This is a genomic window from Massilia sp. Root335 (genome assembly GCF_001425685.1).
Lineage (GTDB): Bacteria > Pseudomonadota > Gammaproteobacteria > Burkholderiales > Burkholderiaceae_D > Telluria > Telluria luteola.
Genome location: NZ_LMCY01000019.1, coordinates 34,486 through 60,351, shown reverse-complemented (window position 1 = coordinate 60,351; position 25,866 = coordinate 34,486). Strand labels below are relative to the sequence as shown.

Below are 25,866 nucleotides of genomic sequence, written 5' to 3'. Positions count from 1 at the left end.
AAACATGCGTCAGTATTGGTCAACGAAATTAGGTTCCCGCCCGCGCGGGAACGACGGTGTGCATGCGTCACGTACACCAAGGAAAAACTGGCCCTTCCGGCCAGCCGGGCATCATAGCAAGGAATCGCGGACGACGCCACGGGCGGCCATCGCCCGTTTCAGTTTGACGAGGGCTTCCTGCTGGATCTGGCGCACGCGCTCGCGCGTCACGCCCATCTCCTCGGCCAGCGTTTCCAGCGTGGCCGGGTCGTCGTTGTCGAGGCCGAAGCGGCGCATCACGACGAGGCGCTGCTTGTCCGGCAGCTTCTGCAGCCAGTCGCGCACGAGCACCGTCATCTCGTGCTGTTCCGCGTGGGCGTCCGGGCTGACGTCGCCTTCGTCCGGCAGCATGTCCATCAGGCTGCTTTGCGGATCGTTGTCGAGCGGCGCGTCGAGCGACGTGGCGTGTTCGGACAGCGCGAGGATGTCCTGCACTTCCTCCACGGGCCGGCCGACGAGGCTGGCGATGTCTTCCGCGCTGGCTTCCTTGCCGTCGTGGTGCTGGGCTTCCAGGTGATACTTCGCGCGCAGCACCTGGTTCAGCTCGCGCACCATGTGCACGGGCAGGCGCACGGTGCGGGCCTGGTTCATGATCGCGCGCTCGATGCTCTGGCGGATCCACCACGTGGCGTACGTCGAAAAGCGGAAGCCGCGCTCCGGCTCGAACTTGTCGATCGCGCGCATCAGCCCGATATTGCCCTCTTCGATGAGGTCGAGCAGCACGACGCCGCGGTTGATGTAGTGCTTGGCGATGGAGACGACGAGCCGCAGGTTATGCTCGATCATCTTCTGGCGCGCATTGAAGTCGCCGGCCTTGGCCAGCGTGGCGTACTGCACTTCCTGCTCGGCGCTGAGCAACGGCTTGGCGCCGATCCGGTTCAGGTAGTGCTGGGTGGTGTCGGTCGAGAGCTCGGCCTGCAGCACGCTCTTGAGCTCGTCGACGGTATCGACCGCCGCCACGGCCGCTTCCGGCAGCAGCTCGGCACGATCGGCGCCGTCCGCCCCGAACTCGCCGTCGTCCAGCGGCTCATCCGGATTATCGTCCGGTGCGTCGTGGTCCAGCGGATCGGTCGGCAGCGTCATCGGCTCTCTCTAGCGACTGGGCAGGAACTTGGCCGGATCGACCGGCTTGCCCTGCTGGCGTATCTCGAAATGCAGTTTGACCGCGTCGGAATCGGAATCGCCCATTTCCGCGATCGGCTGGCCCTTGGTCACGTTCTGACCTTCCTTGACCAGGATGGTGCGGTTATGCGCGTAGGCCGACAGCAGGCTGTTGCTGTGCTTAACAATCACGAGATTACCATATCCGCGAATGCCGCTGCCCGCATACATCACCTTCCCGGAACCGGCCGCCATCACCTGCTGGCCCATCTTGCCGGCGATGTCGATGCCCTTGTTCTTGCCTTCGTCGAACGTGGCGATGATCTTGCCGTCGGACGGCCACATCCAGCTCAGTTTCTCGTCGTCGCTGGCGGTGACGGTGCTGCCCGCCGTGACGCCGGACGAGATCACCTTTTCCGCCTTGGGATTCTCTTCCTTGGCCAGGTTCGATTCGCTGTACGGCTTCTTGGCGCCGTTCGGCTCCGTCTTCCTGGGCACCGGGGCCGGCTTTTCCGCGCCCGGCATGGCAATGGGCGACGTCACGACGGCACCGGCGCTGCGTTCGGGCTGCGCCACCTTCAGTACCTGTCCGACCTTGATGTCGTCCGGATCGGCGAGGTTGTTCCAGGCGACGAGGTCACGGTAATTCTGGCCGTGGTCGAGGGCGATGCGCAGCAGGGTGTCGCCGCGGCGCACGGTATAGGTGCCGCGCGCGTCCGGTTTATTGTCCTCGGCGGCCGGCGTCGGCGCCGGTTGCGGGCGCGGACGGAAGCTGGAAGCGGTCGGGGTCGGACGGTCGATCACGGGGGCTACGCGGGTCTCGGTGCTGCAGGCGGACAGGATGCCGAGACTGAGGGTCAACAGGGCTAAGCGGGGTGTGGGTTTCATTCTCTCTTTAATTCTTTTACAACATTCTGGCATTCAAGCGATGCCTGGCCTCAGCGGCACGAAATGGCAGGCTTCCAGCGTTTCGCTGGTCCATTCCGCCTTGCCGGTACGAGTAATGCGCTGCAGGTGCTGGACCTGAGCACCGACGGGCGCCACCAGTCGGGCGCCGATGGCCAGCTGTTCGAGCAGTGCGCGCGGCACCTCGAGACCGGCCGCCGCCAGGATGATGCCGTCGAACGGGGCCACCTGCGGGAGCCCTAGCATACCATCTCCGTACTGCAAGCGCAGATTGGCGATGCGCAACGGGCGCAGATTGGCCTTCGCCAGCTCGTGCAACGGCTTGATGCGCTCGATCGAATACACCTCCTGCGCCACGAACGACAGCACGGCGGCCTGGTAGCCGCAGCCCGTGCCGATCTCGAGCACGCGGCGCAGCGGGCCGCTTCCCTTGAGCAGCTCGATCATGCGCGCCACGATATAGGGTTGCGAAATCGTCTGGTTATGGCCGATCGGCAGCGAGATGTCGACGTACGCCTGCGCCAGCATGCCCGGTTCGACGAACATATGGCGCGGCACGATTTCCAGCGCCGCCAGCACCTGAGCATCCTTGACGCCCTGGCGCGCGGTCCGGGCCGCCATCGCGCGGCGCGGCGCTTCCGTGGCGGCCAGGTCCGACCGCACCACCGTCTGCTGCGGCTGCACCGAGGCCGGCTTGGCCGTGCCCGGGACGCCGGGCGCGGCGCCGGCGCGGTGCTGGTTGTTTTCGCGCGCGTTCTGGGTCGCCGTCTGCGGCGTGGCGACCGGCGCCGGCGCAGCGGGCTTTCGCGTGCTCCCGCCCGTCACGGACGAGAGCGGCAGAGGAAACTGGCTGCGCTTTTCGCTCATCCGAGCCCTCGCCGCAGCAAATCGAGCTGGTCGCGGTGCGTGAGGTCGACCTGGAGCGGGGTCACCGACACGCAACCCTGGCTCGTCGCATGAAAATCCGTGCCCTCGCCCGCGTCGCGGCAGGCGCCGGGCGCCCCGATCCAGAAGATCTCGCGCCCGCGCGGGTCCTGGCCGCGGATGACGGGCTCGGACTGGTGACGCCGGCCGAGGCGGGTCGGCGTGAGCGGCCCCATCTGGTCGTACGGCACGTTCGGGATATTCACGTTCAGCAGGAACGGCGACTCGAGCAGCTCGAAACGGCGCAGCACGATGTCGCGCGCCACCCGCGCGGCCGATTCGACCTCGGCCCAGCCCCCGTGCACCTGGGAAAAGGCGATGGCCGGGATGCCAAACAGATACGCTTCCGTCGCCGCCGCCACCGTACCCGAGTACAAGGTGTCGTCGCCCATGTTCTGGCCATTGTTGATGCCGGAAACCACCAGGTCGGGGCGTGTGTCCAGCATCCCCGTCAATGCGATGTGTACGCAGTCGGTCGGGGTGCCGTTGACAAAATAGAAACCGTTGGCAGCCTTAGCCACCGACAGCGGGCGGTCCAGCGACAACGAGTTGGACGCGCCCGAGCGATTGCTGTCGGGCGCGACCACCACGATGTCGGCGACCTGTGCCAACGCATCGGCCAGGGCGTTGATGCCGGGAGCGAGATAACCGTCGTCGTTACTGATAAGGATACGCATGCACCGATTTTACCTGAAGCAACGGCAAGATCGACCTATCGGGTGGCACATTTATTGGCCTCCCGAGCGACGCCGGCGCCGCCTCAGCCCGCCACGAGCGGACGCCCTCCCGCCGCCTGGATCAGGGCGCCTTCGAGCGACGACACCTCGTCCAGCGTGAAGGCCAGCAGCGCGTCCTTGTCGCCTTCCTGCAGGTAGACCTGCTTGATCATCGCGGCCCCGCGCCGTCGTAGCGGATGCGCCACACTCGGCCGCAGGATCGTCGAGCGCAGGCTGTCCGCCAGCGCGCGCGCCTCGTGCGGGCTCCGGGCGTCGATCAATTCCTGCAGGCGCGACAGCTTGTCGTCCAGCGCATCGGGCGGCGGTTCGCCGGGGCGGCGCGACGCCGCGTGGCCGCGCTTGCCCTCCTCCATCGCGTGCAGGCCCTGCTCCAGCGCGACCACGTGCTGCTCGATGCGGCGCGCCGCTTCCAGTTCGCTCTGTTGCCCCAAATACAATTGGGCCAGGCGGGCCAGTTCACGCACGAGCGCGGGCGCCTGCGGATCGGCCGCGCGTTCGCCCAGGGCCTCAACGGCCTGCACGAGCCGCACCTCGGGCAGCGGACGCCACGGGAAATGGCCGGGTGCCAGCCATTCGAGCAGGGTGTCGACGGCGCGTTGCGGCCCGCACCGGTCGCGCTCGCCGGCATGGATCCGGCCGCCCGCCGGCGGCATGCCGACGATGGCGGCCTGCGGCAGTTGCACTTCGTCGAGGTAGCTGTCGAGCGCGACGCTGGACAGGCCATAGCACTCGGCCAGCATCCGCTCCAGCCTGGCCTGGTAACCCGGCTGGCCGCGCTGGGCGTCGCCGAAGCGCCAGCGCAGCCGCGCATCCGCCGCGCCGTCGACGGGGCAAGGCAGCGGATAGACGAGCAGCGGACGCTGCTCGTCCTCGTGGCTGCAGCGGTAGTCGAGGGCGCGCGCGACGACGCCCTGCAGGCCGTCCAGGCTGCGCGCGTCGGGCGTGAACAGGCCGACGATCTTGTCCGGCAACAGCGCCGTGCAGACGCTGGCCGCCGCCGAGCGGCCGCTGCGGCAATCGATCAGGACGTGGGCGAAGCGCCGCGCCACATGGGCCGCGAACGTGCGGAACAGGGCCGGGCAGGCGCAGAACAGCGCGTCCCAGTCGAGGCGGTCGACGCGCTCGCCGTAACTGTCGTCGAAGCGGCCGGCGCGCATCAGGTACAGCGGACGGCTGTCGTCGACGCGCACGATGTAGTCGTCCCAGTCGAGCGTGTCGAGCACGCGCCCGGCCAGGGCGTCGGCGTCGTCGCTCGATGTGTTGCCGTGCAATTGTTCGCCGCAAGCTTCAAACAGTTCGAGCAGACCGCCGCCGCCCTGGCCCTCGTCCGCGCAGGGAAAATAGTGGTGGAGGCCTGGCGCTTCCAGGTCCCAGTCGATCATCAGCACCGGTGTCTTCGCATGCGCGCGCCCGGCGAGCAGCCAGGCGGCATGGGCCAGCGCGAGGCTGCGCACGGGTGCGCTGTCGTAGGAGTAGAACGTCGTCACCTCGCCGGCCTGCCCGGCCGGTACTGCGGTGATGCGGTTGGTTTCCATAAGGCTCCTCATTTTTTGGGGAAGGTTGGATCCGGTAACTCACGCCATGCGGGTGGGACAGCGGGAAGTACGAATTGGTTGCAGTCATGCGCCGGCGGCGTGGTCTTTTTCTGGTACTGGTAATGGGTAACGATGCGCCGGACCATCTTGTCGATGTCCGGCAGGAAATCTGGATTCGATTTGAGATCGGCCGTGGCCATCGTGAAGCGCGAGAAATCGACGTAGAACGTGGATTCGCTGATCTGCGGCGGCAGCCGGTCGGGGTGCTGGGTCATGATGACGGGAATGATCAGCTGGCTCGGCAGCGTGTACCACGTGCTGCGCTCGGCCTCGATCAGGCGCATCGCGGCGTACTCGCGGCGCGTGTAGGCGTGGGCTTCGTATTTGGGCGTGTAGATCAGCACCATGCACGCGCTTTCGCACAGCGCGCGGGCGATCTTGCGATCGAGGTCGTCGCCACCGCCCAGTTGTTCGGTGTCGACGAACAGTTCGTCTTCGTTGTCGAAATACGGTTCGAGGTAACAGCGCAGTGCATCGGCCAGCGTGGCCTTGAAGCGCTGCATCAGCTCATGCCGCCCATGGGCATAGCTGAAAAAGCAGCCGTAACGAATCGCCATTGCTCCCCCTTGTAGGTCTGCCACCGGCCGGGCCTACGAGACTCTAAACAAGTCACCCATCCTGCATGTTGTGGGAGCACAAGCGGAGGGCGCGGAGACGCGCAGCGTCTCGCGGGGCGAGCCAAAAGGTAGCGTGTAACGACGCCGAGAAGCGGAGGGGTCAGAGCCCGGTGTTGCTTTAAAAAGGGCTCTGACCCCGGTTCTCAGAGGCAGCGTCCGCGTGGGCTCGGGGAGCCCACCCTACGGCCCGGTTCTCGGAGGTAGGGTGGGCACCCCGTGCCCACGCGCATCAACCGGATTGGCAGCGTGAGCACCCGTGCCCACGCGCATCATTCCGGTTCCGGTTTCGGTTGCTTGAAGAAGTCGATGACGTCCGCCTGCACCCGCGTGCGGCGGAATGGCGGCAGGCTTTGCCAGATGCGGCGGCCGTAGGGCTTGCTGATCACGCGCGGGTCGCACAGCATCAGCACGCCGCGGTCATCGACGTCGCGGATCAGGCGGCCGGCGCCCTGCTTGAGGTTGATGATGGCTTCCGGCAGGGTGTGGTGCACGAAGCCGTTCATGCCCTTCTTTTCCATCACTTCGATGCGGGCGGCCAGCACCGGATCGTCGGGCGGGGCGAACGGCAGCTTGTCGATGATGACGAGCGACAGCGCCTCGCCGCGCACGTCGACGCCTTCCCAGAAACTCTGGCTGCCCACGAGCACGGCATTGCCGGCGTTGCGGAACGAGTCCAGCAGTTCCGTGCGGCCCCGTTCGCCCTGCACGAACAGGGGGAAGTCGAGGCCGCGCGCGGCAAAATCGGCGCGCAGGCGCTCGGCGACGCGGTTGACGGCGCGCAGCGTCGTGCACAGGAAGAAGCAGCGGCCGCCGGCGGCCTCGATCACGGGCAGCGCCATGTCGACGACGGCGTCCGTGTAGCCGAAGGTGTTCGGTTCCGGCAGCCCGGTCGGCACGTACAGGATGCCCTGTTCCTGGTAGTTGAACGGGCTGGGCCAGCTCTGCGCCGGCTCGCCCGTCATGCCGAGCTGTGCCGAGAAATGCTTGAAGTCGTTTTTTACCGCCAGGGTCGCGGAGGTGAAAATCCAGCTGCGCGGCGTGCTGGCGCGCTGGCCGGCGAAGATCGGCGCGATCGACAGCGGCGTCTTGTGCAGTTGCAGCGCCGACGAGAACGCCTCGACCCACAGCACGGCCTCGTCGCCCTCCACTTCCTTGCCCTTCTTCGGATCGGACTTCCACGCCTTGTACTGCTCGAGGATCTCGACCGCGCGCACGCGGCATTGTTCGATCGTCTCGGCGCGCTCGGCCTGGGCTTCGAGCACGTCGATCATGCCTTCCAGTTCTTCCTTCAGTTTTTCGAGTGCCGGGAAGAATTCCGAGCTCGGCGGAATCTGCGGCAGCGACAGGCGCGTGCTGCCCTCCGGGAACGTGAGGCGCAGGTCGCGCGCGGCCTTTTCGACGACGGTCACGACCTTGGCCCAGTCGACCCCGCCGCGCGCATGCGCGAGGCCTTCGGCCAGCACGTCGCGGCACAGTTCGAGCACCTGGCCCGTGGAAATGGTCGTGCCGAAGAACAGGGTCGCGACTTCCGGCAGCTGGTGCGCCTCGTCGAAGATGATGGTGTTGGCCGAGGGCAGCAGCTCGGCCATGCCGCCTTCCTTCAGCGCCACGTCGGCGAAGAACAGGTGGTGGTTGACGACGACGACGTCGGCCTGCTGCGCTTCGCGGCGCGCCTTCATCACGAAGCAGTCCTGGTAGTACTGGCACTCCTGGCCCACGCAGTTCTCGCGCGTGGACGTGACGAGGTTCCACACGGACGCCGTTTCCGGGACCTTGGTCAACTCGGCCTTGTCGCCCGACTGGCTCATCTTGATGAAGCGCGAGATTTCGCGCAGGTGGCCGACGTCGTCGCGCGACGTCAGGCGCCCGTTCGAGAGCGTGCGTTCCAGGTGGTAATGGCAGATGTAGTTCGAGCGGCCTTTCAGCAGCGCCACCGAGACCGGGGCGCGCAGCGCGGCGCGCACGGTCGGGATATCGCGCGAAAACAACTGGTCCTGCAGGTTCTTGGTGCCGGTCGAGACGATCGTCTTGCCGCCCCACAGCAGCGCGGGGACGAGGTAGGCGAACGTCTTGCCCGTGCCCGTGCCGGCCTCGGCGATGAGCGTGCCCTGCGCACTGATCGCGTGCGCGATCGCCTTCGCCATCTCGGTCTGCGACTGGCGCGGCTTGAACGTGCCGACGGCGGGCGCGAGCGGGCCGCCCGCACCGAAGATGCGGTCGACTTCGGCGTCGTACTTACCGGTGGGTTCGGGGGTCGCCGGCGCAGCGTCGGGGTCGGGGCCGGCGTCGGCGCCAGGCAGGGGAAGATGATCGGTCAAGGTGGACGGCTTCAAACGGAATACTTACGCCGGAGTCAGGCAGGAACATCGGGCACCAACTGCATCTTCAGCAGTGTGATGTGATCCTTCAACTGCAGCTTGCGCTTCTTCAGACGACGCAGCTGCAACTGATCGGAGTGGCCATCGCGGGTCAGCATTTCTATGACGGCGTCGAGGTCGCGATGTTCCACGTCGAGTTCGATGATACGGCGGTGGATCTCCTGGACGTCGATCATGTTAGGCATTTCCGAACTTTAAGCGTAAAGGGGTGGGAAGGCGCATGCCCGCTGGCTCGGGGCGGCGCTATTCGTCGTTACGGCTTGCAACTCCAGTGCAAACCGGTGCATAGTTTAAACTACACCGCCGTTGCCGCCAACAAAGTCCGGCATCACGGCATCGGAAAGCCACGTTTATGACCTCATACAAGTTAGAAGCGGGAACCGCGCAGCACATCGGTAACCGCCCGCAGCAGAACGACCGGGTCGCGCTCATGACCGGCGCCCGCGCGCCCGGCTACGTGCTGGCGGTGCTGTCCGACGGCGTCGCCGGCGCGGCCGGCGCGGACCAGGTCATGCACACCGCCAAGCAGGTATTCGACGAATTCAAGCCGGGCGACCGGCCCACCGTGGAGCGCCTGCAGCAACTGCTGCGCGACATCGTGCAGGAAACCCACCTCGTCATCAACATGAACGCGGTGACGACCCAGGTCCAGGCCCCCGCCAGCTTCGTCGGCCTCGTGCTCACGCCGCACGGGGATGCCGTCTGGACGCATGTGGGCGATTCGCGCCTGTATTACTTTCACGAAGGCAAGTGCTTGGCGCGAACGAACGATGCGGCGTACATCGAGCACCTCGTGTCGACCGACCGCGTCCCGCCCGAGGCGGCGAAGAACCACCGCAAGTCCAAGCTGCTGCTGAATTTGCTGGGCAATAATCGCAAGGAGCCGTTCATGGCGTTCGGCGAACGCAGCGGCCTGGCGGCAGGCGATACCTTCCTGCTCTGCTCGGATGGCCTGTGGCATTTCTTCACGGACGCCGAACTGGGCGGCGCGCTGGCCAAGGCCAGTCCGCGCCAGGCGTCCGAGATGCTGATCAGCAAGGCCGGCGAGCGTTCCCACGGCAAGGGCGGGAATTGCAGCATGGCGATCGTCAAGCTCGTCAAACCGGTGCTGGAGCGGCCGTAATCGGCGGATCGACCGGCACGTATCGCCGCGTGGGCGGGGCCGGCGGTATCGGATCGGCCGTAGGGTGGGCGGCCTCCGCCCACGCGTGACGCCAACGAACCGCATACGTCACGCGTGACGCCAACCAGCCGCATACGTCACACGTGGCGCCAACGACCCGCATACGTCACGCGTGGGCACGGTGTGCCCACCCTACTTCGCTTCCTTGGCTTCCTTCGCGGCCTTCTCTGCCTTGCGCTCGGCGACCTTGCGCTGGCGTTCCGCCGATTCGGCCTTGCGCGCTTCGAATTCGCGCACGTTCTGCGCGCGCTTGCCGGCATCGGCCGCTTCGGCCTGGCGCGCAGCGCGCAGGTGGGCGTCGCGCTCGGCCACGCGGCCCGGCACCGTCGGCTTGCGCGGCGGCGGCACCGGCGCCGCTGCCGGCGTGGGCGCCGCGGGTTCGGCGGCCAGGCGCGCTTCCTGTTCCTGGAAGCGGCGCTCCGCTTCGGCCAGGTTGCGGTCGCGCTCGACGACGACGGCCTCGCGCTTGAAGCGGTCGGCCTGCACTTCGATCGCGCGCTGGGCCGCGAGGGCGCTGCGGCGGCGTTCCTTGGCCTCGTCGAGGCAGCTGTTCACGAAAAACCTGTCGTAGCAGACGCGTTCGCGCTCGGCGAAACGGGCCTCGATCGCGGCACGCTCGCGCGCCACCGCGGCCAGTTGCTGGTCGGCCTGGGCAACGGAGGTCACGGGCGGCGGCGGCACCTCGCGCGGCACCACGTCCGGGCTCGCGCACGCCGCCAGCAATACGGCGGACAGCGCGGCGGACAGCGCGGCGGCGAGCGCGCGCGGGCTGCGGGTGTCTGTTACGAAATCAGCTTTCATTCGGTTCCTTTGATCGTGTCAGGCCAGCGCATCCGCCGCGCCACGGCGCTCGGCCAGCATGTATTCGCGCGACTGCATCTCAATGATACGCGACACGGTGCGGTGGAACTCGTTCGACATCGCGCCCTCCGTGTACAGCTGCTCGGGCTCGACCTCGGCCGACATGATCAGCTTGATCTTGTGGTCGTAGAACACGTCGATCAGCCACGTGAAGCGGCGCGCCTCGGACGACATCGCGGCCGACATGCGCGGCACGCCGGACAGGATCACGGTGTGGAACTGGCTCGATAATTCGAGGTAGTCGTTCTGCGAGCGCGGGCCGCCGCACAGGGTCGCGAAGTCGAACCAGATCACGCCGCCCGCGCGCCGCAGCGCCCGTATTTCGCGCTGCTCGATGTGCACGCGCGGGTCTTCGTCGGCGGTGTCGGCGACCTTCGCATAGGTCTCGCGCAACGCGTGGTCGGCGCTCGCGCCCAGCGGCGTGTAATAGGCCTGCACCTGTTCCAGCGCGCGGTGGCGGTAGTCGATGCCGGCGTCGACGTTCATCACGTCCAGCTTGTCCTTGAGGAGCGCGATCGTCGGCAGCATGCGGTCGCGGTGCAGGCCATCCGGGTACAGCCTGTCCGGATCGTAGTTCGACGTCATCACGAACGACACGCCGTGGGAGAACAGCGCGGACAGCAGGTTGTACATGATCATCGCGTCGGCGACGTCGCTGACGTGGAATTCGTCGAAGCAGATCAGGCGGTATTTCTTGGCGATGCGGCGCGCGACCTCGAGCAGCGGGTCTTCCATGCCCCTGAGCTCATCGAGCTGGCGGTGCACGGCGCGCATGAATTCGTGGAAGTGCAGGCGCGTCTTGCGTACGACCGGCACGACCGAGTAGAAGCTGTCCATGAGGAAGGACTTGCCGCGCCCCACCCCGCCCCACATGTAGACGCCTTGCGGGACGTCGGGACGGTTGATCAGGCGCTTGAACGCGGACGAGCGCTGCGACTTGTATCCGACCCAGTCGTCGTAGGCCGCCTGCAGGCGGTCGACGGCGCGCTGCTGCGCGGGATCGGACTTGAATCCGCGCTCGGTCAGCGCGTGCTGGTAATACTCTTGGACGTTCATGGAAAGCTTGCCGTGAAAACGTAGGGTGGGCACACCGTGCCCACGCGGATGCCGGCATGACGCGCACATCCGCGTGGGCACAGGGTGCCCACCCTACCGGGCCGCAGCCCGTCATACAGGTTTTAGAAGTTCAGCGAACGCTTGTCGACGGCGAGCGCGGCTTCCTTGGTCGCTTCGGACAGCGACGGGTGGGCGTGGCAGATGCGGGCGATGTCTTCCGACGAGGCGCGGAATTCCATCGCGACGACGGCTTCCGAGATCAGCTCCGACGCGACCGGGCCCACGATGTGGACGCCCAGGATTTCGTCGGTCGTCGCGTCGGCCAGGAATTTCACCATGCCCGACGTGTCGCCCAGCGCGCGCGCACGGCCGTTGGCCATGAACGGGAACGTGCCGGCTTTATAGGCGACGCCTTCCTTCTTGAGCTGCTGCTCGGTCTTGCCGACCCACGCGATTTCCGGCGAGGTGTAGATGACCCACGGGATCGTGTTGAAGTTGACGTGGCCGTGCTGGCCGGCGATGCGCTCGGCGACCGCGACGCCCTCTTCTTCCGCCTTGTGCGCCAGCATCGGGCCGCGCACGACGTCGCCCACGGCCCAGATGCCCGGGACGTTGGTGCGGCATTCGTCGTCGACGGCGACGAAGCCGCGCTCGTCCAGCTGCACGCCGACGGTCTCGATGCCGAGGCCGTTGGTGTTCGGCACGCGGCCGATCGAGACGATCAGGCGGTCGAACGTTTCGCTCTTCGCCGCGCCCGACGCATCGGCATATTCCACGGTGACGTTATTGGCGCCCTTGGTGACGCTGTTGATCTTCACGCCCAGCTGGATGTCCAGGCCCTGCTTGGTGAACAGCTTGTGCGCTTCCTTGGCGATCTGCTCGTCGACCGCGCCCAGGAACGTCGGCAGGCCTTCCAGCACGGTGACCTTGGCGCCCAGGCGGCGCCACACGGAGCCCATCTCCAGGCCGATCACGCCGGCGCCGATCACGCCCAGCTTGGCCGGGACGGCATCGACGGTCAGCGCGCCGGTGTTCGACAGGACGATTTTCTCGTCGAAGGCGGCGCCCGGCAGTTCGCGGGCGTTGGAGCCGGTGGCGATGATGACGTTCTTCGCGCTGAGCGAATCGGTCGTGGTGCCCGACACGTTGACCGTGTAGCCGTCGCCGGCCTTGCCGGCGAGCGTGCCGCGGCCGTGGAAGAAGGTGACCTTGTTTTTCTTGAACAGGTACACGATGCCGTCGTTGTTGGCCTTGACGACGCCATCCTTACGCTTGAGCATCTGGCCCAGGTTCAGCGAGAGGCCGGCGACGTCGATGCCGTGCTCGGCGAACGCGTGGCCGGCGTGCTCGAAGTGTTCCGACGATTGCAGCAGCGCCTTCGACGGGATGCAGCCGACGTTGGTGCAGGTGCCGCCCAGTGCCGGGCCGCCCTTGGCGTTCTGCCATTCGTCGATGCAGGCGGTCTTGAAGCCCAGCTGCGCAGCGCGGATCGCGGCCACATAGCCGCCAGGGCCGCCGCCGATCACGACGACGTCGAATTGTTTTTCAGTGCTCATCTAACGTTTTCCTTTTTGTTCCCGAGGTGCCGGACAACACCGGTTGCCAGGCACTCGACCTCCGTCGTCCCCGCGCAGGCGGGGACCCAATGTATGCCGAACGAAGCCGCAACTGTTTGCGGTTCCGATCACTGAACCTGGGTTCCCGCCTGCGCGGGAACGACGTTGATCCGGGTTTCGTATTCGTTCTTCGCCCGAAGACTCACTCTTCGGGTACGAAAATCCACAACAACAGGTAAATCACGAACCCGAACCCGAACGTGATGGTGAACAGCGTGAACACGAGCCGCCACACCCACGCGTCCACGCCCGACACGCGGGCGAGGCCGCCGCACACACCGCCCAGCCAGCGGTCGGTGCGCGAGCGGCGCAAGGTGTTCAGCTCGGCCGCGAAGGTGCCGTCGGCACTCGTGGTCTTGTTCAGGTTCACCGTCGACGACGACGACAACACCTTCGCCTTCGCCTGTTCGAATTCGGCGTCGCTGAGGGCGCCGGCCTGGTGCAACTCGTGCAGACGCTTGATTTCATCGGAGATCATGATCGTTCCCTTCCATCAGACTACGCACGAGCGCACCGGCCGGCGCGCCCATCCCTCGGCAAATTCGCGTGATTACAGGTCGAGCAGCAGGCGGGCCGGATCTTCCAGCGCATCCTTCATCGCGACCAGGCCCAGGACGGCTTCGCGGCCGTCGATGATGCGGTGGTCGTACGACATGGCCAGGTAGTTCATCGGACGGATGACGATCTGACCGTTCTCGACGACGGCGCGGTCCTTGGTCGCGTGCACGCCCAGGATCGCCGACTGCGGCGGGTTGATGATCGGGGTCGACAGCATCGAGCCGAACGTGCCGCCGTTCGAGATCGAGAACGTACCGCCGGTCAGGTCTTCCAGGGTCAGCTTGCCGTCCTTGGCTTTCTGGCCGAATTCGCCGATCTTCTTCTCGATGTCGGCGATCGACATCTGGTCGGCGTTGCGCAGGATCGGCACCACCAGGCCGCGCGGCGAACCGACGGCGATGCCGATGTCGAAGTAGCCGTGATAGATGATGTCGTTACCGTCGACCGATGCGTTCAGGATCGGGTACTTCTTCAGCGCGGCGACGGCGGCCTTGACGAAGAACGACATGAAGCCCAGCTTGACGCCGTGTTCCTTCTCGAACTTGTCCTTGTACTTCGCGCGCATGTCCATGACCGGGGCCATGTTGACTTCGTTGAACGTCGTCAGGATGGCGTTGGTCGACTGCGATTGCAGCAGGCGCTCGGCGATACGGGCGCGCAGGCGGCTCATCGGCACGCGCTCTTCCGGACGGTCGCCCAGGTTGACGCTCGGCGCCGCCACTTGCGGCAGGGCTGCCTTCGGTGCTTGCGCTGCCAGCGGTGCCGGCGCAGCGACTGCCGGTTTGTTGGCGACGGCGGCCAGGGCGTCGCCCTTGGTCACGCGGCCGTCACGGCCGGTGCCCGTCGCGTCGGCAGCGGTCAGGTTGTTGTCGGCCAGGATCTTGGCGGCGGCCGGCATGGCGACGTCGCCTTTCGAGCCGGATGCGGCGGCGGCCGGTGCTGCCGGGGCGGCTTCCGCGGCCGGTGCCGGGGCTGCGCTCACCTGGCCGGTGCTGGCGCCTGCCGATGCTTCGGTATCGATGATGGCGATGACTTCACCCGCGACGACGGTGCTGCCGTCGTTCTTGATGATTTGCACGATCACGCCGGCAGCCGGTGCCGGCAGTTCCAGGACCACCTTGTCGGTCTCGATGTCGATCATGTTTTCGTCGCGCGAGACGGCTTCGCCGACTTTCTTGTGCCACGACAGCAGGGTCGCCTCGGCGACCGATTCCGACAATTGGGGGACCTTGACTTCGATTTGTGCCATTTAAAAAACTCCGTTTTTGTATTCTGTGCAAAGACCCCGCGCCGCGGGCGCGGGGTCGTCTGAGCGCTGTCGTCTGAGCGCTGCTTACTTGGTGAGGACGAACCCTTTCAACTTCGAGAACGCGGTGTCCAGCAGTTCCTTCTGCTGCGCCACGTGCTTGTCGGTGTAGCCGACGGCCGGGGACGCGGAAGCCGGACGGCCGGCGTACGCCAGGCGCTGGCCGGTTTCCATGCTTTCGAACACGTTGTGCTGGATCTGGAACCACGGACCCTGGTTCTGCGGTTCGTCCTGTGCCCACACCACTTCGGTGACGTTCGGGAACTTCTTCAGCTCGGCGCTGAATGCCTTGTGCGGGAACGGGTACAGCTGCTCGATGCGGACGATGGCGGTGTCCGTCGTGCCGCGGGTCTTGCGTGCATTGACCAGGTCATAGTACACCTTGCCCGAGCACGCGATCACGCGCTTGACCTTGTTGGCGTCGATCTTGTCGTCCTGTTCGCCGATGACGGTCTGGAAGCCGCCCTTGGCCAGGTCGGTCAGCGGCGAGCCGGCGTCCTTGTTACGCAGCAGCGACTTCGGCGTGAAGATGACGAGCGGCTTGCGGAACTGGCGCACCATCTGGCGGCGCAGCAGGTGGAAGATCTGCGCGGCCGTGGTCGGCTGCACGACCTGCATGTTGTGGTCGGCGGACAGCTGCAGGAAGCGCTCGATGCGGGCCGACGAGTGCTCCGGACCCTGGCCTTCGTAGCCGTGCGGCAGCATCATGACGAGGCCCGAGGCGCGGCCCCACTTCACTTCGCCCGAGGCGATGAACTGGTCGATGACGACCTGCGCACCGTTCACGAAGTCGCCGAACTGGCCTTCCCAGATCGTCAGCGTGTTCGGCTCGGCGGTCGAATAGCCGTATTCGAAGCCCAGCACCGCTTCTTCCGACAGCACGGAGTCGATGACGGTGAAGTTGGCCTGGTTTTCCGACACGTTGGCCAGCGGCAGGTAGATGCCCTGGTCCCAGCGCTCGCGGTTCTGGTCGTGCAGCACGGCGTGGCGGTGCACGAAGGTGCCGCGGCCGGCATCCTGGCCCGACAGGCGCACGGCGTAGCCCGAGGCCAGCAGCGACGCGTAGGCCAGATGTTCGCCCATGCCCCAGTCCAGGTTCACTTCGCCCTTGCCCATGTTGGCGCGGTCGCCCAGGACTTTCTCGACGAGCGAGTGCAGCTTGAAGTTTTCCGGCACGGTCGTGATGCGCTGGGCCAGGCGTTTCAGCTCGGTCAGCGGCACGGCGGTGTCGGCGGCGTCGGTCCACTTCTTGTTCAGGAACGGGGCCCAGTCGACGGCGTACTTGTTCTTGAAGTCGGTCAGGACCGGATCGACGGTGTGCTTGCCGGCGTCCATCGCGTTGCGATAGTCGGCGACCAGCTGGTCGCCACCCTCGGCGGCGATGGTGCCCTGCGCGGAAAGCTTGTCCGCGTACATCTTGCGGGTGCCCGGGTGCTTGGCGATCTTCTTGTACATCAGCGGCTGGGTCAGGGCCGGGGTGTCCTGCTCGTTGTGGCCCAGCTTGCGGTAGCAGATGATGTCGACGACGACGTCCTTGTGGAACTCGGTGCGGTAGTCCATCGCGATCTGCGAGGCCAGCACGACGGCTTCCGGATCGTCCGCGTTCACGTGCAGGACCGGCGCCTCGATCATCTTGACGACGTCGGTGCAGTACAGCGTCGAGCGCGCGTCGCGCGGGTCGGACGTGGTGAAGCCGATCTGGTTGTTGATGACGAGGTGGACCGTGCCGCCCGTGCCGTAGCCGCGGGTCTGCGCCAGGTTCAGCGTCTCCATGACGACGCCCTGGCCGGCGAAGGCCGCGTCGCCGTGCACGAGGATCGGCAGGACTTCCTTGCCGAGGCGGTCGCCGCGGCGCTCCATGCGCGCCTTGACCGAACCCTCGACGACCGGGTTGACGATTTCCAGGTGCGACGGGTTGAACGCCAGCGACAGGTGGACCGGGCCGCCCGGGGTCGAGATGTCGCTCGAGAAGCCCTGGTGGTATTTCACGTCGCCCGACGGCAGGTCGTCGGCGTGCTTGCCTTCGAACTCCTCGAACAGCTCGGACGGTGCCTTGCCCAGCGTGTTGACCAGGACGTTCAGGCGGCCGCGGTGGGCCATGCCGATGACGATTTCCTGCACGCCGTGCTCGCCGGCGCGGCGGATCACTTCGTCCATCGAGGCGATGAACGATTCGCCGCCTTCCAGCGAGAAGCGCTTGGCGCCGACGTACTTGGTGTGGAGGTAGCGCTCCAGGCCTTCGGCCGCGGTCAGGCGCTCGAGGATGTGCTTTTTCTTTTCAGCGGTGAAGGTCGGGGTCGAACGGATCGACTCGAGCTTCTCCTGCAGCCAGCGCTTCTCGGTCGGATCGCTGACGTACATGAATTCCGCGCCGATGGAACGGCAGTAGGTGTCGCGCAACATGTTCAGCAGGTCGCGCAGCGAGGCGGTTTCCTGGCCGAAGTAGGTGTTGCTGATGTTGAACTTGGTGTCCAGGTCGGCTTCGGTGAAACCGTAGAACGACGGTTCCAGTTCCGGGATCGGCGGACGTTCCTGGCGCTGCAGCGGGTCCAGGTTGGCCCAGCGCGAGCCGAGGTAGCGGTAGGCGGCGATCAGCTGGGTCACGGCGACGCGCTTGCGGCCGAGCTCCGCGTCCGGCGAGGCGGTCACGGTGCGGATCGGGCCCTGCTTGGCGCGTTCGGCGAACGAAGCGATCACGGACGAGTGATCCACGTCCGGCTTGGCGGTACCGTCGACGGCGGGCATGTGCTGCATCGCGTCGAAATAAGCGCGCCAGTTGTCGGGCACAGAGCCCGGATTGTTCAGGTACGCTTCGTACAACTCTTCCACGTACGGCGCATTACCGCCGAACAGGTACGAGTTGGCGTTATATTGTTGCATCATTCTTGCTCACCTTTCTTCGCGCTTCGCGATTTTAGGGCGGGTTAATCTAACCTTCCGCGACACGGCCTGACCGGTTAGCGGATCGCACTTACTACATCAAGTTGTGGGGGAAGGACTCTTCAGGCAAATCAAAAACTGGCCGACCTGCCCATTTTGCGCACAGTATTGTAACGCAAGGACAGGCGTGCCGCCGACCTCGCAACGACATTTTATTCATTTCAAAATACTTTTTTTCAGCTTGTCAACAAGTTCATGAACTGCCGGGTTGACCATCTAAATGATAATCGTTATCATTTATGGATGCACCCGACCGGCTCCACCTCCCCACCGCAGACGACCGCCCGCCGCGCCCTCTTCCTGCGCCAGTTGCATCAATGGCACTGGATCAGTTCCGCGCTGTGCCTGATGGCCATGCTGCTGTTCGCCGTCACCGGCTTCACGCTGAACCACGCGTCGCAGATCGAAGCGAAACCCGTCGTCACGCGCCAGAAAGCGGTCCTGCCGCCGCCGCTGCGCGCGCAGATCGGCGAATTCGCCGCCGGCCACGCGGACGCCAGCGTGCCGCTGCCGGCGCCGCTGGCCGACTGGGCCGAGCAGACCTTCCCCGTGCAGGTCCGCGGCGTGCGCGCCGAATGGAGCGAGGAAGACGCCTACGTCGCCCTGCCCCGCCCCGGCGGCGACGCCTGGCTGCGCATCGGCGTCGACGGCAATGCCGAATACGAAAAGACGGACCGCGGCTGGATCTCGTGGCTGAACGACATGCACAAGGGCCGCAACGCCGGCGCCGCGTGGGGCTGGTTCATCGACATCTTCGCGCTCGCCTGCGTCGTCTTCTGCGTCACCGGTTTCCTGATCCTGAAATACCACGCGGCCAACCGGCCGTCGACGTGGCCCGTGATCGGCCTCGGCATCGTGCTGCCGATCGTCCTGGCCCTGCTGTTCGTCCACTAATCCATACACCGAAAACCGCCATGAAACTGTCCCACTCCCTCGCCCTGACCCTGCCGCTCGCATCCAGCTGGGCGATGGGCGCCGACCTCACCGTCAAGTTCGAACTGCCGCAACTGAACGTGGCCGAATACCACAAGCCGTATGTCGCGGTCTGGATCGAGCGCCCGGACCAGAGCGTCGCCACCACGCTGGCCGTGCTGTACGACGTCAGGAAGCGCGACAACGGCGGCACCAAGTGGGTCAAGGACCTGCGCACGTGGTGGAGAAAGGCCGGCCGCGACGTCACGCTGCCGCTGGACGGCGTGAGCGGCGCGACCCGCGCGGCCGGCGTGCAGACGCTGACCTTCCCGGCCGCGCGCGCCGGCCTGGACAAGCTCCCCGCCGGCGACTACAAGCTCGTGATCGAAGCGGCGCGCGAAGCGGGCGGCCGCGAACTCGTGCGCGTGCCGTTCCACTGGGCGCCGAAATCGAACGTGGCCGCCGCCTTCGCGGGCAAGGAAGAACTGGGCGCCGTGTCGCTCGCCATCCAGTAAGGAGACCCGCATGCACATCAAGCAAATCGCCATCGCCCTGGCCCTCGCCGGCGCCGCCTGCGCCGCGCAGGCCCACCGTCCGTGGCTGATCCCGAATACGGGTCTCATCGAATCCGACCGCGGCGAGGCGTGGGCGACCATCGACGCCGCCATCTCGGAAGGCCTGTTCGAGACCGACTTCATGCCGCAGAAGCTGGACGGCCTCACCGTCACCGACCCGGACGGCGCCACCGCCCCCGCCCCGGCGGCCACCGTCGGCAAGCACCGCGCCACGGTCGACATCCGCCTGCCGAAGGACGGCACCTACCGCATGACGCTGGCCGCCGTGAACGTCATGGGATCGTACAAGCTGAATGGCGAAATGAAGCGCTTCCGCGCCGCCGGGCAGGCCGTCGGCAACGAGATCCCGGCCGGCGCCACCGACGTGCGCCGCATGACGATGGTGCAGCGCCAGGACACGTTCGTCACGCTGAACAAGCCGACGCCGGGCGCGCTCAAGGCCACGGGAGCGGGCCTGGAAATGGTCGCGCTGACGAATCCGACGGAATTGCGCGCCGGCGAAAAGGCGACGTTCCGCTTCCAGCTGGACGGCAAGCCGCTCGCCAACTTCCCGTTCAGCCTGATCCCGGGCGGCGTGAAATACCGCGGCACCCTGAATGAGGTGCGCTTGAGCACCGGCGCCAACGGCGAAGCGAGCTTCACGCTGCCGGCGCCGAACATGTACTGGCTCAGCGCGTCGTATCCCGCCAACGCGCCGCGCGGCATGGATGGCCCGGCGAAGCGCTACAGCTACTCGGCCACGTTCGAGATCCTGCCGGAGTAAGCACGCTTGCCTGACCGCGCCGTCCTCATCCCCCTCGACCTGGAACCGGCCGCGCCGCCGCCGGGCAGCGCCGTGCACACCTTCGGCGGCGCGACCATGGGCACGACCTGGTCGGCGCGCGTCGCTGCGAACACTGTCTCCGACCCGCAGCCCGCGCTGCAGGCCGAACTGGATGCGATCGTCGCGCAGATGAGCCACTGGGACCACGACTCGCTGCTGTCCCGCTACAACCGCGCGCCGGCCGGCACGTGGGTCGACCTGCCCGCGCAGTTCTTCGACGTGATGGATTACGCGCTGTGGGCGATGGCGGCGACCGGCGGCGCCTGCGATCCGGCCCTGGGCGCCCTCGTCGGCCTGTGGGGCTTCGGCCCCGCGCGGCGCTACGACCACGCCGGCTTCTACGCGCCGGATGCGCAGGCCATCGCGCGCACGCAGGCGCAGCGCGCGGCCGCGCGCGTGGAACTCGACCGCATGCGCCGGCGCCTGTTGCAGCCGGGCGGCGCGGTGCTCGACCTGTCGTGCGTCGCCAAGGGATACGCCGTCGATCGTCTCGCGCGGTGCCTGGAAAGCCGCGGCCTGCATCACTACGTCGTCGAGGTGGGCGGCGAATTGCGCGGCGCGGGCGTCAAGCCGGACGGGCAGCCGTGGTGGGTGGAGATCGAGGCGGTTCCGGACGGCGCCGCGCCGCAGGCCGTCGTCGCGCTGCATGGATTATCGGTCGCCACGTCGGGCGACTACCGCCAGTATTTCACGCAGGGCCCGCGGCGCGTCTCGCACACGCTGGACCCGCGCACGGGCTGGCCCATCGCCAACGGCGTCGCGGCGGTGACGGTGCTGGCGCCCACCTGCATGGCGGCCGATGCGCTGTCGACGGCCCTCACCGTGCTCGGCCCCGTCGACGGCGTCGCGTTCGCCGCGCGGCACGCGCTGGCCGCGCGCTTCCTCGTCCGGCGCGTCGGCGCGCTGGACGAGATCCATACGCCGGCCTGGAAGGCGCTGCTGCAATGACGGCGCTGCTGACGACGGAACCGCTGCGCCTGGGCGGCGCGCTGCTGCTGTCCGGCGGCTGGCTCGCGCTGACCTTCAACATGTGGCGCGCGCACCGCAACGGCGCTGCCGTCGATACGCGGGACGCCGACTGGCTCGTCGTCCACGCCAGCCAGACCGGCAGTGCCGAGCATCTCGCGCGGCGCAGCGCCGAGCTGCTGGCGACGGGCGGACTCGCGGCGCGCGCCGTCTGCATCTCCGCGCTCGACCGCGCGCGGCTGGCGGCGGCCACCCGCATCCTGTTCGTCGCCAGCACCTACGGCGAAGGCGACGCGCCCGACACGGCCGCGCGCTTCGCCGGCCTGCTGGCGACGTCCGGCGTCGACCTCGCCCACCTGCACTACGCCGTGCTCGCGCTGGGCGACAAGAACTACGCCAATTACTGCGGCTTCGGCCGCGCGCTGGACGCGTGGCTCGCGCAGCAGGGCGCGACGCGGCTGTTCGGGCGCATCGACGTCGACCGCGGCGACGCGCACGCGCTGGCCGAATGGCAGCACCACGTGGGGCGCCTGGCCGGCACGATCGACGCGCCCGACTGGGACGCGCCGGCCTATGGCGACTGGCGCATCGTGGCGCGCACGCTGGAGAATCCCGGCAGCGCCGGCGCGCCGTTGTACCGGATCGCGCTGCGTCCTGCCGAGGGCCCGCTGCCCGCCTGGGAAGCGGGCGATCTCGCCCAGGTCGGCCCGCCGGACGATCCCGGCCACCCGCGCGAATACTCGATCGCATCCGTGCCGGACGAAGGCCGGCTGGAGCTGCTCGTGCGCCTGCAGCGACGCGAGGACGGCAGCCTGGGGTCGGCGTCCGGCTGGCTGTGCGCACGGGCCGGCGACACGGACCTCGTGCACCTGCGCCTGCGCGCGCACGAGCGCTTCCGCCTCGGCGCCAATGCCGGACGGCCCTTGATCGCCATCGGCAACGGCAGCGGCCTCGCCGGCCTGCGCGGCCTGCTCAAGGCGCGCATTTGCGCGGGCCGGCACGACAACTGGCTGCTGTTCGGCGAGCGCAACCAGATCCACGATTTCCTGCTGCGCGACGAATTGCAGGACTGGCGCGACAGCGGCCGGCTGGCGCACCTGGACCTCGCCTTCTCGCGCGACCAGGCCGCGCGCCGCTACGTACAGGACGTGCTGCGCGACGAAGCGGCGCGCCTGCGCGAGTGGGTGGAGCGCGGCGCCGCCATCTACGTGTGCGGCAGCCTGCAGGGCATGGCCGGCGGCGTGCACGAGGCGCTGCAGGCGATCCTCGGCGCACCGCTGCTCGACGCATTGGCGAGCGAAGGCCGCTACCGGCGCGACGTCTACTAGGCCCGCCGCGTGGGCACAGGGGTGCCCACCCTACGTATCCGACCAACGAAAGGCCAGCGGCATCAATTCTTACGTCGTTCCCGCGGAGGCGGGAACCCAAGTTTGAGAGGCCGCCCGCGCAAGTTGGGGCCCCGCCAGCAGGCAGGGTGGGCACCCCGTGCCCACGCGCGACGTGCGCGATGCGCGGGCCTCAGTGCCCGGCCGCCACCGTCGTGGCGTCGATCTCCGGCCCCCACGGATCGCGCAGCGCGACCGGCTTGCCGTCCGTCGCGAACTCCATGATGACGTCCTTGTCGCCCGCATAGCGCGGCCACGCCGGCAGCCTGCGGCCGTTCGGATCGCCCTTCTTCGCGAAGTTCACGAGGTAGGCGCTCATCGCGCGGCCCATCGCGACGTCCTTCTTCGTCGCCTGGTCGCCGTACTTGACGTCCACCGTCGCGAAGAAATACGGGATGTCGCTCGCGTGCTGCGCGCCGGGCTTGCCGATGCTGTCGGCCACGTACGAAAAGCGGTAGGCGTAGACGGGCACGCCCTGCGCGGCGAGACGCCCCGCCAGGCTGCGCGCGCCGGCCACCATGAAGCCGGTCCTGCCGCCGATGTCGGCACTGGTCGCGCCGATCATCACCGGCACCTTCGCGAAGCGGCCGGACGCGAACGCGGCGAGCGAATCGACGGCCACCTTGCCGTCCACGAACGGACCGACATACGTGGACGGATTCTGCGGCGCGCGGTTGGCCAGGTTCATGCCGTCGACGACCTGCCCGGCCGGCAGCGCGCGCAGTTTGTCGAGGGCGTGCGGATCGTCGGCCGCGATGCCCTTCGCCGCCGCGAAGTTCACGCCCGCCTGTTCGACGGCCGCGAGCCCCGGATCGGCCGACTTGCCGTCGCCGCCGGACAGCACCACGGCCTTCGCGAACAGGCCCTGCGCCAGCGGCGACGTCAGCAACGCATTGACGGACATGCCGCCGGCCGATTCGCCGATGATCGTCACGTTGGCCGCATCGCCGCCGAACGCCGCCACGTTGCGCTTGACCCACTGCAGCGCCGCCAGCTGGTCCATGTAGCCGTAATTGCCGAGCGGTTCGCCATGGTCCTGCTGCGTCAGCTGCGGATGGGCGAAGAAGCCGAAGCGGCCCAGCCGGTAATTGAAGCTGACCAGCACCACGCCCTGCTTCGCCAGCGCCGCGCCGGCATACGTCGGCGGCGACGAACCGCCGTTGACGAAGCCGCCGCCGTAGATCCACACGATCACGGGCAGTTTTTTGGCCGCCCGCGCCGCCGCGGGACGCCACACGTTCACGTACAGGCAGTCCTCGGCGGGCGGCGTGCCGAGCGGCGCGGCGTCGCTGGGGAAAGGCAGTTGCATGCAGTCGTTGCCGTATTCGGTGGCCGCGCGCACCCCGGACCACGCGGCGGCCGGCTGCGGCGCGCGCCAGCGCAGGTCGCCGACGGGCGGTGCGGCGAACGGGATGCCCTTCCAGCTGGCCACGCCGTTTGCGACGGCCCCTTGCACCTTGCCCGTGTCGGTGGCGACGACCGGACCGCCGTGCGCGCCGGCCGGCGCCATGGCGCACATCGAAGTTACCGCTAACATCAAAAGGGAAAGCGCGCTTGGACGGTGCATGGAACTGTCTCCTTGGTCTGGGTATGGAATGCGCTCCGGGGCGGGCGCGCTCCGATCCTAATGAGGGGATGATGGTTCGTCAATGAGCACATGCAATAGTTATCGTGAGGGAAACAGAACGCGAGCATCCATGCCCATCGTTCCACCGCCCCGACCATGCCCAACCGCGTATTGACTGTCCTGCTGCTCGCTGCCACGCTCACCGCGGCCGCGGCCGATTCGGACGGGCCCGCCCTAGATTTGCGCCTGCTGAATCGTTAAAAAACGACGACGTGTCTTTCACACAACACAAATAGAACGGTCGTGCGAAATAGTGTATGCTTCGGCACCCGCCGACCTCGGCCTTTCCGGTCCGAGGGGCGGGCTACGAATCAATACTTGGAGTGAGACCGATGAACCAGAAACACCTGACCCTGCTCGTCGCCCTGGCCCTGGGCACGTCGCTCGACGCGACCGCTTCCGGCTACCGCTTCGGCTCGCAGAGCGTGTCCGCCCAGGGCACGGCGGACGCCAACGGCGCCGAAGCGGCCGACGCTTCGACCATCTTCGCCAACCCGGCCGGCCTGTCGCGCCTGGAAGGCCGCCAGATCGTGGGCGGCATCACGGCCGTCGTGCCGCATTCGACCTTCCAGGACGCCGGTTCGACCCGCTTCACGCACACGTCCACGGGCGGCCCGACGTCGCAGGACGATTACGCGCCGAGCGTCGTCGCCGGCCCGTCGCTGTACTACAGCCAGAAGATCGACGGCCAGTGGACGGCCGGCCTGGGCGTGTTCGTCCCGTACGGCACCAAGCTGGATTACGACAACAACTGGTCGGGGCGCTACTCGCTCACCAACATCAAGCTGGAATCCGTGAACATCAACCCGTCGGTGGCGTTCAAGCTGTCGGAGCAGCACAGCTTCGGATTCGGCATCGATATCGAATACATGAAGGCGCGCCTGGGCCAGGCCGTCGACGTGCCGGGTTCCATCGCCGCGGCGCAGGCCGCGGGCAGCGGCGCCGCGCTGGTGCGCCAGATCGTCACCCTGGGCGGCAACCCGGCCGCGCTGGCGACCGCGGGCGACGCGCACGCGGGCGTCGAGGGCAAGGACTGGGGCTATGGCTTCAACCTGGGCTACCTGTATTCGCCGACCCCGGACACGCGCTTCGGCATCGCCTACCGCTCGTCGATCAAGCATGAACTGAAGGGCGGCGCGGTGTGGGACTTCTCGACCGTCACGAGCGACGCCGTCGTCAACAAGGTACTGCAGGGCGCGTCGCACCACGTCAATTCGGCGTCGCGCGTGGACGTGACCACGCCGGAGACGCTGTCGCTGAACGCCTTCCACCAGTTCGATCCGAAATGGGCCGGCATGGCCGACGTGACCTGGACGCGCCACTCGCGCATGGACGACATCAACATCCAGTTCGTCGGCGCCGGCGTGGGCGACCTGGTGATCCGCCAGCAGTGGAAGAACACCGTGCGCGTGGCCTTCGGCGCGAATTACCAGCTGAACGACGCGACGGTCCTGCGCGCGGGCATCGCGCACGACGACTCGCCGGTGCAAGGCGACACGCTGCGCCACGCCGCCCTGCCGGACGCCGACCGCCTGCAACTGTCGTTCGGCGCGAACTGGAAGCTGACCCCGGCCTCGTCGCTGGACCTGGCCTACAGCTGGCTGCATTTCAGTGACGCGAGCGGCAACTACACGAACAACTGCAACCCGGTGATGGCGACCTGCACCGGCAACGGCGAGACGACCCGCGGGACGTGGAAGACCCGCATGCAGTTGATTGGCCTGGCGTACAACTACAAGTTCTGATGTGCATGGTGGGCTC

Annotated in this window: 22 protein-coding genes; 7 read left to right on the top strand and 15 right to left on the bottom strand. The window is 67.2% G+C overall.

Going from position 1 to position 25,866, the window contains the following annotated elements:
* Positions 1-111: 111 nt before the first annotated feature.
* The 8 genes from rpoS to ASC93_RS11935 all read right to left on the bottom strand — a co-directional run bounded on the left by rpoS (position 112) and on the right by ASC93_RS11935 (position 8,473).
* Positions 112-1,122 (bottom strand): RNA polymerase sigma factor RpoS, encoded by a 1,011-nt coding sequence (gene rpoS / locus ASC93_RS11970; protein ID WP_056441739.1) that lies wholly within the window; start codon positions 1,120-1,122, stop codon positions 112-114.
* Between the two features lie 9 nt (positions 1,123-1,131).
* Positions 1,132-2,028, bottom strand: a complete 897-nt coding sequence (locus ASC93_RS11965) for a peptidoglycan DD-metalloendopeptidase family protein (protein WP_056441736.1) — start codon at positions 2,026-2,028, stop codon at positions 1,132-1,134.
* A gap of 33 nt (positions 2,029-2,061) precedes the next feature.
* Positions 2,062-2,913, bottom strand: a complete 852-nt coding sequence (locus ASC93_RS11960) for a protein-L-isoaspartate(D-aspartate) O-methyltransferase (RefSeq protein WP_056441733.1) — start codon at positions 2,911-2,913, stop codon at positions 2,062-2,064.
* Positions 2,910-3,647: a 5'/3'-nucleotidase SurE gene (gene surE / locus ASC93_RS11955; protein WP_056441729.1), complete on the bottom strand. Its 738-nt coding sequence runs from the start codon at positions 3,645-3,647 to the stop codon at positions 2,910-2,912. Before surE ends, ASC93_RS11960 begins: the two co-directional genes overlap by 4 nt.
* Before the next feature lie 83 nt (positions 3,648-3,730).
* On the bottom strand, positions 3,731-5,242 hold the full coding sequence (locus ASC93_RS11950; RefSeq protein WP_056441724.1) for a hypothetical protein: 1,512 nt from the start codon (positions 5,240-5,242) through the stop codon (positions 3,731-3,733).
* 8 nt (positions 5,243-5,250) lie between these two features.
* The gene (locus ASC93_RS11945) at positions 5,251-5,859 is read right to left on the bottom strand and encodes a toll/interleukin-1 receptor domain-containing protein (RefSeq protein WP_056441720.1); all 609 of its coding nucleotides are present in this window, start codon (positions 5,857-5,859) and stop codon (positions 5,251-5,253) included.
* A 329-nt stretch (positions 5,860-6,188) separates the two neighbouring features.
* Entirely contained in the window at positions 6,189-8,219 is a 2,031-nt protein-coding gene (locus ASC93_RS11940) for an ATP-dependent DNA helicase (RefSeq protein ID WP_056442279.1), read from the bottom strand.
* Between the two features lie 53 nt (positions 8,220-8,272).
* The gene (locus ASC93_RS11935) at positions 8,273-8,473 is read right to left on the bottom strand and encodes a YdcH family protein (RefSeq protein WP_056442276.1); all 201 of its coding nucleotides are present in this window, start codon (positions 8,471-8,473) and stop codon (positions 8,273-8,275) included.
* A gap of 176 nt (positions 8,474-8,649) precedes the next feature.
* Here ASC93_RS11935 and ASC93_RS11930 point away from each other — a divergent pair, with 176 nt between their 5' ends.
* Positions 8,650-9,420: a PP2C family serine/threonine-protein phosphatase gene (locus tag ASC93_RS11930; RefSeq protein WP_056441716.1), complete on the top strand. Its 771-nt coding sequence runs from the start codon at positions 8,650-8,652 to the stop codon at positions 9,418-9,420.
* A gap of 192 nt (positions 9,421-9,612) precedes the next feature.
* Here ASC93_RS11930 and ASC93_RS11925 read toward each other — a convergent pair whose 3' ends face one another.
* The 6 genes from ASC93_RS11925 to ASC93_RS11900 all read right to left on the bottom strand — a co-directional run bounded on the left by ASC93_RS11925 (position 9,613) and on the right by ASC93_RS11900 (position 17,760).
* Entirely contained in the window at positions 9,613-10,281 is a 669-nt protein-coding gene (locus ASC93_RS11925; protein ID WP_056441713.1) for a hypothetical protein, read from the bottom strand.
* A gap of 18 nt (positions 10,282-10,299) precedes the next feature.
* Positions 10,300-11,397 carry a cell division protein ZapE gene (gene zapE, locus ASC93_RS11920; RefSeq protein WP_056441709.1) on the bottom strand — a complete coding sequence of 366 codons (1,098 nt, stop codon included), beginning with the start codon at positions 11,395-11,397 and terminating at the stop codon, positions 10,300-10,302.
* A 122-nt stretch (positions 11,398-11,519) separates the two neighbouring features.
* Entirely contained in the window at positions 11,520-12,953 is a 1,434-nt protein-coding gene (lpdA, locus tag ASC93_RS11915; protein WP_056441707.1) for a dihydrolipoyl dehydrogenase, read from the bottom strand.
* 202 nt (positions 12,954-13,155) lie between these two features.
* On the bottom strand, positions 13,156-13,494 hold the full coding sequence (locus tag ASC93_RS11910) for a PspC domain-containing protein (protein ID WP_056441704.1): 339 nt from the start codon (positions 13,492-13,494) through the stop codon (positions 13,156-13,158).
* Positions 13,495-13,563: 69 nt separating this feature from the next.
* Entirely contained in the window at positions 13,564-14,820 is a 1,257-nt protein-coding gene (gene odhB / locus ASC93_RS11905) for a 2-oxoglutarate dehydrogenase complex dihydrolipoyllysine-residue succinyltransferase (RefSeq protein WP_056441701.1), read from the bottom strand.
* 84 nt (positions 14,821-14,904) lie between these two features.
* The gene (locus tag ASC93_RS11900) at positions 14,905-17,760 is read right to left on the bottom strand and encodes a 2-oxoglutarate dehydrogenase E1 component (RefSeq protein WP_056441698.1); all 2,856 of its coding nucleotides are present in this window, start codon (positions 17,758-17,760) and stop codon (positions 14,905-14,907) included.
* A 300-nt stretch (positions 17,761-18,060) separates the two neighbouring features.
* Here ASC93_RS11900 and ASC93_RS11895 point away from each other — a divergent pair, with 300 nt between their 5' ends.
* Genes ASC93_RS11895 through ASC93_RS11875 form a run of 5 tightly spaced genes read left to right on the top strand, consistent with a single transcriptional unit; the run spans position 18,061 to position 22,421 of the window.
* Complete coding sequence (locus ASC93_RS11895) at positions 18,061-18,711, top strand: PepSY-associated TM helix domain-containing protein (RefSeq protein ID WP_056441693.1); 651 nt, start codon at positions 18,061-18,063, stop codon at positions 18,709-18,711.
* 20 nt (positions 18,712-18,731) lie between these two features.
* The gene (locus tag ASC93_RS11890) at positions 18,732-19,244 is read left to right on the top strand and encodes a DUF2271 domain-containing protein (protein WP_056441691.1); all 513 of its coding nucleotides are present in this window, start codon (positions 18,732-18,734) and stop codon (positions 19,242-19,244) included.
* 10 nt (positions 19,245-19,254) lie between these two features.
* Positions 19,255-20,067 carry a DUF4198 domain-containing protein gene (locus ASC93_RS11885; RefSeq protein WP_056441688.1) on the top strand — a complete coding sequence of 271 codons (813 nt, stop codon included), beginning with the start codon at positions 19,255-19,257 and terminating at the stop codon, positions 20,065-20,067.
* Positions 20,068-20,073: 6 nt separating this feature from the next.
* Positions 20,074-21,075, top strand: a complete 1,002-nt coding sequence (locus tag ASC93_RS11880; RefSeq protein WP_056441685.1) for an FAD:protein FMN transferase — start codon at positions 20,074-20,076, stop codon at positions 21,073-21,075.
* Complete coding sequence (locus tag ASC93_RS11875) at positions 21,072-22,421, top strand: sulfite reductase subunit alpha (RefSeq protein ID WP_056441682.1); 1,350 nt, start codon at positions 21,072-21,074, stop codon at positions 22,419-22,421. The genes ASC93_RS11880 and ASC93_RS11875 overlap by 4 nt, the downstream gene beginning before the upstream one ends.
* A gap of 190 nt (positions 22,422-22,611) precedes the next feature.
* On the opposite strand, the gene ASC93_RS11870 is transcribed toward ASC93_RS11875, so the two are convergent.
* On the bottom strand, positions 22,612-23,988 hold the full coding sequence (locus tag ASC93_RS11870; protein WP_200958318.1) for a carboxylesterase/lipase family protein: 1,377 nt from the start codon (positions 23,986-23,988) through the stop codon (positions 22,612-22,614).
* A gap of 449 nt (positions 23,989-24,437) precedes the next feature.
* Here ASC93_RS11870 and ASC93_RS11865 point away from each other — a divergent pair, with 449 nt between their 5' ends.
* Entirely contained in the window at positions 24,438-25,850 is a 1,413-nt protein-coding gene (locus ASC93_RS11865; protein WP_056441676.1) for an OmpP1/FadL family transporter, read from the top strand.
* Positions 25,851-25,866 lie beyond the last annotated feature (16 nt).